Annotated in this window: 9 protein-coding genes; 8 read left to right on the plus strand and 1 reads right to left on the minus strand. The window is 64.7% G+C overall.

The window, feature by feature from the left end; genetic code table 11:
* Positions 1-83 precede the first annotated feature (83 nt).
* Positions 84-1,739 (minus strand): energy-dependent translational throttle protein EttA, encoded by a 1,656-nt coding sequence (ettA, locus tag CBW24_RS09470; protein WP_097373437.1) that lies wholly within the window; start codon positions 1,737-1,739, stop codon positions 84-86.
* A 367-nt stretch (positions 1,740-2,106) separates the two neighbouring features.
* Between ettA and CBW24_RS09475 the strand changes: the two genes are divergently transcribed.
* The 8 genes from CBW24_RS09475 to phoB all read left to right on the plus strand — a co-directional run bounded on the left by CBW24_RS09475 (position 2,107) and on the right by phoB (position 12,319).
* Positions 2,107-4,308 (plus strand): NADP-dependent isocitrate dehydrogenase, encoded by a 2,202-nt coding sequence (locus tag CBW24_RS09475; protein ID WP_097373438.1) that lies wholly within the window; start codon positions 2,107-2,109, stop codon positions 4,306-4,308.
* 175 nt (positions 4,309-4,483) lie between these two features.
* Complete coding sequence (locus CBW24_RS09480) at positions 4,484-5,863, plus strand: cytochrome P450 (protein WP_097374190.1); 1,380 nt, start codon at positions 4,484-4,486, stop codon at positions 5,861-5,863.
* Positions 5,864-6,116: 253 nt separating this feature from the next.
* A complete protein-coding gene (locus CBW24_RS09485; RefSeq protein ID WP_088661856.1) occupies positions 6,117-7,160 on the plus strand; it encodes a substrate-binding domain-containing protein in 1,044 nt (347 codons plus the stop codon).
* Between the two features lie 101 nt (positions 7,161-7,261).
* Positions 7,262-8,716 (plus strand): phosphate ABC transporter permease subunit PstC, encoded by a 1,455-nt coding sequence (gene pstC, locus CBW24_RS09490; RefSeq protein ID WP_097373439.1) that lies wholly within the window; start codon positions 7,262-7,264, stop codon positions 8,714-8,716.
* Positions 8,713-10,080, plus strand: a complete 1,368-nt coding sequence (pstA, locus tag CBW24_RS09495; protein ID WP_088661854.1) for a phosphate ABC transporter permease PstA — start codon at positions 8,713-8,715, stop codon at positions 10,078-10,080. Before pstC ends, pstA begins: the two co-directional genes overlap by 4 nt.
* A 19-nt stretch (positions 10,081-10,099) precedes the next feature.
* On the plus strand, positions 10,100-10,897 hold the full coding sequence (gene pstB, locus CBW24_RS09500) for a phosphate ABC transporter ATP-binding protein PstB (RefSeq protein WP_088661853.1): 798 nt from the start codon (positions 10,100-10,102) through the stop codon (positions 10,895-10,897).
* A 7-nt stretch (positions 10,898-10,904) separates the two neighbouring features.
* The gene (gene phoU / locus CBW24_RS09505; protein ID WP_088661852.1) at positions 10,905-11,621 is read left to right on the plus strand and encodes a phosphate signaling complex protein PhoU; all 717 of its coding nucleotides are present in this window, start codon (positions 10,905-10,907) and stop codon (positions 11,619-11,621) included.
* A gap of 2 nt (positions 11,622-11,623) precedes the next feature.
* Positions 11,624-12,319, plus strand: a complete 696-nt coding sequence (phoB, locus tag CBW24_RS09510) for a phosphate regulon transcriptional regulator PhoB (RefSeq protein ID WP_088661851.1) — start codon at positions 11,624-11,626, stop codon at positions 12,317-12,319.
* Positions 12,320-12,381: the final 62 nt, after the last annotated feature.

Here is a 12,381-nt window from a genome sequence, read left to right on the forward strand (position 1 = left end):
CACTCGTCAGATGGCATGTCCCGGCGCAGGAGGCGGCGTAGGCCGCGCTCTCTGCGCCGGACAAACCAATTCATGAACACATGTTATCTCGTAAATTTCTTATACTTCACACGGGTTGGCTCGACCGCATCAGGGCCGAGACGGCGGATCTTGTCTTCCTCATAGGCCTCAAAATTGCCTTCGAACCATTCCACATGCGCCTCGCCTTCGAAAGCGAGAATATGCGTGCACAGCCGGTCGAGGAAGAAACGGTCGTGGCTGATAATGACGGCGCAGCCCGCGAAATCCTCCAGCGCGTCTTCCAGCGCGCGCAGGGTTTCGACGTCCAGATCGTTGGTCGGCTCATCGAGCAGCAGCACATTGCCGCCGGATTTCAGCAGCTTGGCCATATGCACGCGGTTGCGTTCACCGCCAGACAGCAGGCCCACCTTTTTCTGCTGGTCGCCACCCTTAAAGTTGAACGCCCCGCAATAGGCACGGCTGTTCATCTGCGCGTCGCCCAATTCGATGATCTCGGCCCCGCCGGAGATTTCCTCCCACACGGTCTTGTCGCCGCCAAGCGCATCGCGGGACTGATCGACATAGGACAGATCCACGGTGTCGCCGTAGGTGACAGACCCGGAATCGGGCTGTTCCTGCCCGGTCAGCATCCGGAACAGCGTGGATTTACCCGCGCCATTCGGGCCGATCACGCCCACCACGCCGCCCGGCGGCAGCGAGAAGCTCAGATCCTCGATCAGCAGCCGGTCGCCATAGGCTTTGCGCAGGTTCTCGACCTCGATCACCTTATTGCCCAGACGCGGACCGTTGGGGATGATAATCTGCGCCTTGCCGACGCGCTCGCGCTCGGACTGGCCCGCCAGTTCTTCATAGGCGTTGATCCGGGCTTTCTGCTTGGCCTGACGGGCTTTCGCACCGGCGCGGATCCATTCCAGTTCGCGGTCGAGGATCTTCTGCCGGGATTTGTCTTCCTTGGCCTCGCGCGCCAGACGCTCGGCTTTCTGCTCCAGCCACGCGGTGTAATTGCCCTCGTAGGGAATGCCCCGGCCCCGGTCGAGTTCGAGGATCCAGCCGGTGATGCTGTCGAGGAAGTAACGGTCGTGGGTGACGATCAGGATCGTGCCCTTGTATTCGATCAGGTGCTTTTGCAGCCATGCGATCGTTTCGGCGTCCAGATGGTTGGTCGGCTCGTCGAGCAGCAGCATGTCCGGCGCTTCGAGCAGCAGCTTGCACAGGGCCACGCGGCGGCGTTCGCCGCCCGACAGGTTCTCCGGCATCGCCTCATCGGGCGGGCAGCGCAGAGCCTCCATCGCCACGTCGATCTGGCTGTCCAGATCCCACAGGTTCTGGCTGTCGATCTGGTCTTGCAGCTGGGCCATCTCCTCGGCGGTCTCGTCCGAGTAGTTCATCGCCAGTTCGTTATAGCGCTCCAGCAGATCCTGCTTGGCCTTCACGCCCAGCATGACGTTTTCGCGGACGGTCTTGTCCTCGTCCAGCTTCGGCTCCTGCGGCAGGTAACCTACGCGCGCGCCCTCGGCGGCCCATGCCTCGCCGGTGAAATCCTTGTCCATCCCGGCCATGATCTTCATCAGCGTGGATTTACCCGCGCCGTTGACGCCGACGACGCCGATCTTCACGCCAGGCAGGAAGCTCAGCCGGATGTTCTCAAAGCATTTCTTGCCGCCCGGATAGGTCTTGGAGACGCCATCCATGTGATACACATACTGGTAGGCCGCCATGCGCTGTCCTTTCGGTGTTCTGGACCCGCCTTGCGGGTGTTGTCTGAATTTCGCCTCCATCTATGGGAGCCGGGGCCAAAGGGCAATCGCTCACCCGCGCCGACACGGGGCCCCGATCCGATTTTCGCCGCGTGCAGCGCCCTATCCAGCCCCGCCCTGCCCGTCTGCGGTGCCCTGCAACGACGGACCTGTCCCCAGACCTCGGCGCGGCGCCGCCGAGGCCGGTAAAATTTGACTGTATACCATGGCACACATTGACGGATGCAGCGGCGTTGTTTAAGCGGAACGGGATTGCCCACTCGCGGTCGGGGCACGCGGGAACAGACCCGTCAGCCCGGCCCGCCCGACTTCGGAGATGACGGAACTCATGGCAGACACTCAGACCCCCGATATCATTTATACCATCGTGGACGAAGCCCCGGAACTGGCCAGCCATTCGCTGCTGCCGATGATCCGCAGCTTCGCCGCTGCCGCCGGCATCGATGTGGAAACCCGCAACATCTCCGTCGCCGGGCGGATCCTTGCGGCCTTCCCCGACTACCTCAATGACGATCAGCGCGTCTCCGACGATCTGGCCGAACTGGGCGAGTTGGTGAAGACCCCCGACGCCAACGTCATCAAGCTGCCCAACATCTCGGCCTCCGTGCCGCAGCTGGTCGCCGCGCTGCGCGAACTGCAATCGCAGGGCTACAACCTCCCCGACTACCCCGAGGAGCCGACCACCGACGAAGAGCGTGACGTCCGCGCCCGCTATGACGCGATCAAGGGCTCCGCGGTGAACCCGGTCCTACGCGAAGGCAACTCCGACCGCCGCGCGGCAAAGGCCGTGAAATCCTACGCCATGCAGCACCCCCACTCGATGGGCAAATGGTCGTCGGACAGCCGCACCCATGTCGCGACGATGGGCGCGCGCGATTTCCGCTCCAACGAGAAATCCACCACCATCACCGCCGCGCAGGCCGGTGGCGCCCGCATCACCTTTACCTCCGCAGGCGGCGCCGAAACCGTGCTGAAGGATGGCCTGTCCTATGACGAAGGCACCGTCGTCGACGCGACCTTCCTGTCCGCCTCCGCCCTGCGCGCCTTCATCAAGGAGCAGATCGCCGCAACCGAGCCGGGCGTGCTGTTCTCCGTCCACCTGAAGGCCACCATGATGAAGGTCTCCGACCCGATCATCTTTGGTCATTTCGTGGCGGTCTACCTCGAAGACTTCCTTGCCAAGCACGGCCAGACCGTCAGCGATCTGGGCTGGTCGCCCAATTCGGGCCTCGGCGATCTGGAAGCACGCATCGCCGGCAAGACCGAGCTTGAAGCCGATCTGAAAGCCGCGCTGGAAGCACGCCCGCCGCTTTACATGGTGAATTCCGATCGCGGCATCAGCAACCTGCACGTCCCCTCGGACGTCATCATCGACGCCTCCATGCCCGCGATCATCCGCGCCGGTGGCATTGGCTGGGGTCCGGACGGCAACGCCGCCGAAACCAAATGCTGCATCCCTGATAGCAGCTATGCCGCCGTCTATGACGAGACGATCGACTATTTCAAGGAAACCGGCGCGCTCGACCCCACCTCCTGCGGTGCCGTGTCGAATGTCGGCCTGATGGCGCAGAAAGCCGAAGAATACGGCTCCCACCCCACCACCTTCGAAATGTCGGAAGCAGGCACCGTGCGCATCGTGCTCGCCAATGGCGACGTGCTGCATGAACACGCCGTCGAAGCAGGCGACATCTGGCGCTCCGCCACCGCCAAAAAGGCCCCGATCGAAGACTGGATCAAGCTTGGCATCGCCCGTACGAAAGCAACCGGCGCCGCGGCATTCTGGCTCGACGCTTCCCGCGCCCATGACGCCGAACTCATCAAGGTGGTGAAACCCGCACTTGAGAAAGCCGGCATCGATATCCCGATCATGGCCCCGCGCGAAGCCACCCGCTTCACGCTGGAAACCATGCGCAAGGGCGACGATTGCGTCACCATCACCGGCAACGTGCTGCGCGACTACCTGACCGACCTGTTCCCGATCCTTGAACTGGGCACCTCGGCCAAGATGCTGTCGATCGTGAAGCTGATGAACGGCGGCGGCCTGTTCGAAACCGGCGCTGGCGGCTCCGCGCCCAAGCACGTTCAGCAGCTGGTCGAGGAAAACCACCTGCGTTGGGACAGCCTCGGCGAATTCTGCGCTCTGGGCGAAAGCCTGAAGTTCCTCGCCGAAGCGCGCGGCAAACAGCAGGCGCAGGTTCTGGGCGAAGCGGTCGAGGCCGCGACCCAGCAGGTGCTCGACAATGACCGCTCGCCCGAGCGTAAGGTCGGCGCGAACGACAACCGCAGCTCGCATTACTGGTTCACCCGCTACTGGGCCGAAGCCTTGGCCGCACAGCAGGACGATGCCGACCTCGCCGCCCATTTCGCCCCCATCGCGCAGGCGCTGGCCGAAAAGGAAGCGACGATCCTCGCCGAGCTTCAGGACGGCGAAGGCAAGCCCGTCGATCTGGGCGGCTACTACCACCCGGGAGAGGACAAGACCTCCGCGGTCATGCGCCCCTCCGCCACGCTCAACGCGATCCTCGGCTGATCGCAGCGGGGCCCCGCGCCCCATCTCATGATCCCGAAGGGGAGCGCCCGTGCGCTCCCCTTTTTCATGCCTGCCCCTCCGGCTGAGGCAGGGCGCTACGCGAAACACACCGCCGACGCCCATCGCGCGCGCTGCCCCACTGGACATGCCCGGCCCGCATGTCACATTCCCTGCCATGACCGATTTCGTGCCGCCGCATATCCCGCCGCAGATGCGGCCTCTCGGGCTTCTGGGCTCGCTGCGCGCCATGCGCAGCAACGTGCTCACCATCATTCCCGGCATCGCCTATACCCAGCCCATCGTCACCGGCACCACCGGGCCGGGGCGCTGGCACATGGTGCAAAGCCCCGAAGCGATGAAGCGCGTGTTCCTCGACAACCACGCCAATTACCCCAAATCCGAAGCCATGCTGCGGATGCTGCGCCCGGCTGTCGGCGCCAGCCTCTTTACCGCCGAGGGCGCGCAGTGGCGCTGGCAGCGCCGCGCCATCGCCCCGGTCTTTACCGCCCGCAACGTCACCGCGCTGGCTCCGATGATGACCGGCACCGCGGAACGGGCCAGCACCCGGCTTGCCGCCGGATCTGGCCCCGTGGGCATCGTCGGGCAGATGCTGTCGGCCACGTTCGATGTGATCTGCGAAGTGGCCCTATCCGGGCGCGACCACTTTGACGCCGACCTCTATGCCGAAGCGATCACACGGTATTTCCTGACCATCGGACGCGTGTCCTTGCTGGATTTTCTGGAAGCGCCCGCATGGTTGCCCCGTCCCGGCGAATTCACCGGGCGTCAATCCGTGCGCACGATGCACCGCATGGTTGCGCAGGCGATCGAGGCCCGCCGCGCCCGCCCCGCGCAGCCCGATGCCGCGCCCGATGATCTGCTGGACTACATGCTGCGCGCCGAAGACCCCGAAACCGGCCGCCGCATGACCGCGCAGGATCTGCTGCACAACATGCAGTTCTTTATCGTCGCCGGGCATGAGACGACGGCGCTGGCGCTGTCTTGGGCGCTGCTGATGCTGGCACATTCTCCGGACATCCAGCAGGCCGCCCATGCCGAGGCCCGCGCTGTGCTGGGCGCCCGCGCCGCCACCGCCGCCGATCTTTCCGCCCTGCCACTGACGGAGGCGATCTTGGACGAAACCATGCGCCTTTATCCGCCCGTGGGCTTTCTCGCGCGCAATGTGTTGAGGCCCGACATGCTCCACGAGCGCGAAATCCGCCCCGGCGATGCGCTGTTTCTCAATATCTGGTCGCTGCACCGGCACCGGGATCTGTGGCCCGCGCCCGATGCCTTCGACCCCGGTCATTTCAGCGCCGAGGCCCGCGCCAACCGCGACCGCTATGCGCATCTGCCCTTTGGGGCCGGGCCGCGCGTCTGCGTGGGCGCGAATTTCGCGATGATGCAGGCGCAGATCATCCTCGCCACGCTGCTGGCGCGGTTCCGTTTCCATCCCGCAGGCGCCCTGCCGGTGCCGGTCATGCATATGACCATCCGCCCCGATCCTGACATCACCCTGCGGGTCGAACCGATTCCCGACACCCCGGAAAAATGACAGTCGGCGGTGAAAAATATCCGGCACCTGCGCCGACGATGCGCCCAGTGCGCGGCGCCTCTAAACCATACGTATTCAATGACTTATGCCACGTCCCCCGCAAATTCCTGCCATCCCTAGCGCAACTGACCTAACGGCAGCAGACCCCATTTCATAAATCTGTTACAAAACTTTTACATACACGACACCGACTCCCAATAGGTCACCCGCAGAGGCCAGCGAGGCCCGTCAAACACACCAGTCAGGAGTTGACATGACCATGATGAAACTCACCGCATCCGCTCTGGCGCTCACCGCCGTATCCGCGACCGGCGCGCTTGCGCAGAGCCGCGATCAGGTGCAGATCGCCGGGTCGTCCACCGTGCTTCCCTACGCCTCCATCGTGGCCGAAGCCTTTGGCGAGAACTTCGACTTCCCGACCCCGGTCGTGGAATCGGGCGGCTCCTCCGCCGGTCTGAAGCGCTTCTGCGAAGGCGTCGGCGAAAACACCATCGACATCGCCAACGCCTCCCGCGCGATCCGCGAGAAAGAAGTGCAGGCCTGTGCCGACGCTGGCGTCACCGACATCATCGAAGTGCGCATCGGCTATGACGGCATCGTCTTTGCCTCCGACGTCGACGGCAACGAATTCGCCTTCACTCCCGAAGACTGGTTCAAGGCGCTGGCCGCCGAGGTCGTCGTTGACGGCGAAGTCGTCGCCAACCCCTACACCATGTGGAACGAAGTGAACCCCGATCTGCCCGAGCAGGAAATTCAGGCCTTCGTTCCGGGCACCAAGCACGGCACCCGCGAAGTGTTCGAAGAAAAGGTCATCATCGCTGGCTGCGAGGCCACCGGCGCGATGGAAACCTTTGCCGAAGTGAAGGGTGACGAAGACGCCGCCGAAGCCGCCTGCATGGCGCTGCGCACCGATGGCCGCTCGGTCGACATCGATGGCGACTACACCGAAACGCTCGCCCGCATCGATGCCAACCCCAACGGCATCGGCGTGTTCGGCCTGTCCTTCTACGAAAACAACACCGACAGCCTGCAGGTCGCGACCATGTCCGGCGTCGAGCCGTCGACCGAAACCATCGCCTCCGGCGAATACCCGGTCAGCCGCCCGCTCTACTTCTACATCAAGCAGGCCCACATCGGCGTGGTTCCCGGCGTCAAGGAATTCGCTGAATTCTTCGTCTCCGACGAAATCGCAGGCCCCGATGGCCCGCTGGCCGAATACGGCCTCGTCTCCGACCCGGAACTGGCTGCCACCCAGCAGCTGGTCGCCGACGAAGAGACCATGGGCTCCGCCATGTGATCTGACGGGTTGCACGCGAGCGGCGCTTGTCGCCGCGTCGACCCACCCCATCGCCGGGCTCCCCATCGGGGCCCGGCGTCCTCATTCAGGAAAGACCCTTCATGCCGCCGCTCTGGACCCTGCTGATCGTTTTGGGCATCGCCACCGCGGGCTACGTTATGGGGCGCCGCCGTGCGCTTGCCAGCGTGGACCATGACGGTCGCCGCCTGCATTCCCTGCCCTCCTATTACGGCTCCAACGTCGCGCTGTGGGGGTTGGTGCCCGCGCTGCTGTTGCTGGCGCTGTGGCTGGTGGCGCAGCCGCTGCTCATCCAGATGAGCATCTCCTCTATCGTGCCCGCCGAGGCCTATGCCGGGCGTGGCGCGCTGTCGCTGATCATGTCGGACGTGAACCGCATCGCCGAGGGGCTGCAAATCGCCGCCGCACGTGGTGTCCCGGTGGACACGCTTTCCGCCGCCGATCTGGGCCCGGCCATGCGCGACGCCGGTGTTGCCGTTTCGGGCGAGATCGAGCCCTACATGGCCGAAGCCGCGCGCCGCGCGGTGTCGCTGTCCGCCGTGGGTGGCTGGGCGATGACCGCCGTGGTGCTGCTGCTGGCGCTTGGCGGGGCCGCGCTGGCGTGGCGCCGCACCGATGGCGATTTCCGCGCCCGCAACGCGGTCGAGCGGCTGGTGCTGGGTCTGCTCATCGCCGCCGCCTGCATCGCCATTCTCACCACGCTGGGGATCGTGCTGTCGCTGATCTTCAACACGCTGGAATTCTTCAAGCTCTACCCCGCCTCTGACTTCTTTTTTGGCACCACATGGTCGCCCTCGTTCGGCGGCGGCTCGCAACTGGGCATCCTGCCGCTGTTCTGGGGCACGTTCTATATCTCGATCATCGCGCTGATCGTCGCGGTGCCGATCGGGCTTTTCGCCGCTGTCTACCTGTCGGAATATGCCTCCGGCCCCGTGCGCGCTGTGGCCAAGCCGCTGCTGGAGGTGCTGGCCGGTATCCCCACCATCGTCTACGGCCTCTTCGCGCTGCTGACGGTCGGGCCGCTGCTGGTGTCGCTCTTTGGACAGAACGGCGCGTTGGGCGTGGGCTGGATGCAGGGCGGCACCGCCGTCATGACCGCCGGTCTGGTGATGGGCGTGATGCTGATCCCCTTCGTGTCGTCGCTGTCCGATGACATCATCAACGCGGTGCCGCAGGCGATGCGCGACGGCTCGCTGGGCCTTGGCGCCACCCGGTCCGAGACGATCCGTCAGGTCGTCCTCCCCGCGGCGCTGCCGGGCATCGTCGGTGCCATTCTTCTGGCCGCCTCCCGCGCCATCGGCGAGACGATGATCGTCGTGCTCGGCGCCGGGGCTGCCGCGCGGCTGTCGATGAACCCGTTCGACGCCATGACCACCGTCACCGCCAAGATCGTCAGCCAGTTGACCGGCGACGCGGATTTCGCCTCCCCCGAGGCGCTGGTGGCCTTTGCGCTGGGGATGACGCTGTTTGTCATCACCCTCGCCCTCAACATCTTTGCGCTGTGGATCGTGCGGCGCTACCGGGAGCAATACGAATGAGCGACGCGTCCTTCTCCGGCGTCACCCCGTCCGACGGCACCCCGCGCAAGGGCTCCTTGCTGCAGGCCGATGCACGGACGCGCAAACGCAACGCCGCCGAGACCCGGTTCAAGGCTTATGGCATCGGCGCCATCGCAATCGGGCTCTTCGCGCTTGTGTGGCTGCTCAGCGCCATCATCAGCAATGGCCTGCCCGCCTTTACCCAGACCAAGATGGTCCTGCCGATCGAACTGCCCGAGGCAAAGCTCGACAAATCCGGCACCCGCGATCTGGAGGTGATGAGCAAGGTGTCGACCTTTGGCTACAAGCCACTGATCGAAGACGCGCTCATGGCCGAAGTGCAGCGCCGCGGCATCGCCACCGAATTCGACGATGCGGGCGATCTGGCCGATGGCATCGTGTCGTCCTCCGCCGCCGCCATCGTGCGGGACCGGGTGCTGGCCAATCCCGAAATCGTCGGCACGACGCAGGAGTTCGAGATCCTGACCTCTTCGCGCATCGACGGCTATTTCAAGGGCCGCGTCACCCGCGACAGCATCGCGCGCGACAAGAACATCGACGCCGCGCATCTGGACGTGGCCGACGCGCTGCAGGACGCAGGCGTGATGCGCGCAGGCTTCAACTGGGATTTCATCACCGGTGCCGACGCCTCCGAAAGCCGCCCCGAACAGGCGGGTATCGGGATCGCCATCCTCGGCTCGTTCTTCATGATGCTGGTGGTGTTGATCCTGTCGCTGCCCATCGGCGTCGCGTCGTCGATCTATCTTGAGGAATTCGCGCCGAAGAACCGCTTCACCGACCTGATCGAAGTGAATATCTCCAACCTCGCCGCGGTGCCGTCCATCGTGTTTGGTATCCTTGGTTTGGCGGTGTTCATCCAGTTCATGCACCTGCCGCAATCCGCGCCGCTGGTGGGCGGGCTGGTGCTGACGCTGATGACGCTGCCGACGATCATTATTTCCACCCGCGCGGCGCTAAAGGCCGTGCCGCCCTCGATCCGCGATGCCGCGCTGGGGGTTGGCGCGTCCAAGATGCAGTCGGTGTTCCACCACGTCCTGCCGCTGGCCATGCCCGGCATTCTGACCGGCACCATTCTGGGGCTGGCGCAGGCGCTGGGGGAAACCGCGCCGCTCTTGCTGATCGGCATGGTGGGCTACATCGCCACCAACATGCCCGACGGGATTGCCGATGGCTTCCTGTCGCCCAACTCCGCCATGCCTGCCCAGATCTACGAATGGGCCAAACGGGCGGACCCTGCCTATTACGAACGTGCCTGGGGCGGGATCATCATCCTGCTTCTCTTCCTGATGGTGATGAACATCATCGCGATCATCCTGCGCCGCCGCTTCGAGCGCCGGTGGTAACACCAGACGGGAGCCAAGAATGAACGATATGAGACATATGGACCGAGCCGTGGACCTTCTGGAAAACAAGATCATCGCCAAGGGCGTGGACGTCTTCTACGGCGAAAACCACGCGATCAAGGATGTCAGCGTCGAGATCCGCGACAAGACCGTCACCGCCTTTATCGGGCCGTCGGGCTGTGGCAAATCCACGTTCCTGCGGTGTCTGAACCGGATGAACGACACCATCGACAATTGCCGCGTCGAAGGCACGATCAAGCTGGATGACGAGGACATCTACGACAAGCGGGTGGACCCGGTGCAGCTGCGCGCCAAGGTGGGCATGGTGTTCCAGAAACCCAATCCCTTCCCGAAATCGATCTACGACAACGTGGCCTATGGCCCCCGCATTCACGGGCTGTCGCGCAACAAGGCCGAACTGGACGAGATCGTCGAGAAAAGCCTGCGCCGCGGCGCGATCTGGGACGAGGTCAAGGACCGTCTGCACGCGCCGGGCACCGGCCTGTCGGGGGGCCAGCAGCAGCGTCTGTGCATCGCCCGCGCCGTGGCGACCGAGCCCGAAGTGCTTTTGATGGATGAGCCCTGCTCCGCGCTCGACCCCATCGCCACCGCGCAGGTCGAGGAACTGATCGACGAATTGCGCGCGCAGTATTCCGTGGTGATCGTCACCCATTCCATGCAGCAGGCCGCCCGCGTCAGCCAGAAGACCGCGTTTTTCCATCTGGGCAATCTGGTGGAATACGGCGAGACCGGCCAGATTTTCACCAACCCCACCGACCCGCGCACCGAAAGCTACATCACCGGCCGGATCGGCTGAGGAGGACATGATGAAAGAGCAACATATCGCCAGCGCGTTCGACCGCGATCTGGAAGGCATCCAAGCGCTCATCATGAAGATGGGCGGGATGGTCGAAACCGCGATTTCCGAGGCCGCGCGGTCGCTTGAGACCCGCGACGAGGAACTGGCCCAGCAGGTCCGCAAGGGTGACCGCGCCATCGACGAGATGGAAGAGCGCGTCAACGAGGAAGCCGCCCGCGTCATCGCCATCCGCTCGCCCATGGGCAGCGATCTGCGCACCGTGCTGACGGTGATGAAGATCTCTGCCAGTCTGGAACGCTGCGGCGACTACGCCAAGAACATGGCGAAGCGGACCTCGGTCCTGTCGCAGATGGAGCCCGTGGGCGGCACCACCAAATCCCTGCGGCGCATGGCGCAGGAGGTCGAGGAACTGCTGAAGATGGCGCTCGACGCCTATCTGCACCGCGACGCCGAACTGGCCGAGAATGTGCGCCAGCGCGATCTGGAAATCGACCAGATGTATTCGGCGCTGTTCCGCGAATTCCTGACCTACATGATGGAAGACCCGCGCCACATCACCGCCTGTATGCATCTGCATTTCATCGCCAAGAACGTGGAGCGCATGGGCGATCACGCGACCTCCATCGCGGAACAGGTGATCTACCTCGTCACCGGCGAAGTGCCCGAGGAGGCGCGCCCCAAGGCTGACGTGACCTCCACCGCCGCGGTGACCGGGATCTGACCATGGCCGCCGCGACACCCACCCCGCGCATCCTGCTGGTCGAGGATGAGCCCGCCCAACGCGAAGTGCTGGCCTATAACCTCGAGGCCGAAGGCTTTGCCGTCACCACCGCCGGCACCGGCGACGAGGCGCTGCTGCTGGTCGAGGAAAGCGCGCCCGACGTGATCGTGCTGGACTGGATGCTGCCCGGCGTTTCCGGCATCGAGATCTGTCGGCGGCTGAAGGCGCGCAGCTCCACCTCCGACACGCCCATCATCATGCTGTCGGCCCGGTCCGAGGAAACCGACCGGGTGCGGGGGCTGGAAACCGGCGCGGATGACTATGTGGTCAAGCCCTACGCGCTGTCGGAATTGATGGCGCGGGTGCGCACGCAGTTGCGCCGCGTCCGGCCTTCTTCCGTCGGCAGCAGGCTGCAATTCGAGGACATCGTGCTGGATGCGGAGACCTATCGCGTCACCCGCGCGGGCGAACCGCTGAAACTTGGCCCCACCGAATTCCGGCTGCTGTCGACATTCATGGAAAAGCCGGGCCGGGTCTGGAGCCGGGAGCAATTGCTGGACCGGGTTTGGGGCCGCGACATCTATGTCGATACCCGCACCGTGGATGTGCATATCGGGCGGCTGCGCAAGGCGCTGGGCACCCATGGCGGTGTCGATCCGGTGCGCACGGTGCGCGGCGCGGGCTACGCGCTGGGCTGACGGCGCGCGCGCGACGGTCCGCGCGGCGCTGTGCCCGGCCCTGCACCGGGCTGGCGCGGCTC

Origin of the sequence: Pacificitalea manganoxidans, assembly GCF_002504165.1 — a bacterium.
GTDB classification, from domain to species: Bacteria; Pseudomonadota; Alphaproteobacteria; order Rhodobacterales; family Rhodobacteraceae; genus Pacificitalea; species Pacificitalea manganoxidans.

Excerpts from the sequence above, each read along its gene's own strand:
- pstB (WP_088661853.1), top strand. The coding sequence starts at position 10,100 with ATGAACGATATGAGACATATGGACCGAGCCGTGGACCTTCTGGAAAAC.
- ettA (WP_097373437.1), bottom strand. The coding sequence starts at position 1,739 with ATGGCGGCCTACCAGTATGTGTATCACATGGATGGCGTCTCCAAGACC.
- pstA (WP_088661854.1), top strand. The coding sequence starts at position 8,713 with ATGAGCGACGCGTCCTTCTCCGGCGTCACCCCGTCCGACGGCACCCCG.
- CBW24_RS09475 (WP_097373438.1), top strand. The coding sequence starts at position 2,107 with ATGGCAGACACTCAGACCCCCGATATCATTTATACCATCGTGGACGAA.
- phoB (WP_088661851.1), top strand. The coding sequence starts at position 11,624 with ATGGCCGCCGCGACACCCACCCCGCGCATCCTGCTGGTCGAGGATGAG.
- CBW24_RS09480 (WP_097374190.1), top strand. The coding sequence starts at position 4,484 with ATGACCGATTTCGTGCCGCCGCATATCCCGCCGCAGATGCGGCCTCTC.
- CBW24_RS09485 (WP_088661856.1), top strand. The coding sequence starts at position 6,117 with ATGACCATGATGAAACTCACCGCATCCGCTCTGGCGCTCACCGCCGTA.
- pstC (WP_097373439.1), top strand. The coding sequence starts at position 7,262 with ATGCCGCCGCTCTGGACCCTGCTGATCGTTTTGGGCATCGCCACCGCG.
- phoU (WP_088661852.1), top strand. The coding sequence starts at position 10,905 with ATGATGAAAGAGCAACATATCGCCAGCGCGTTCGACCGCGATCTGGAA.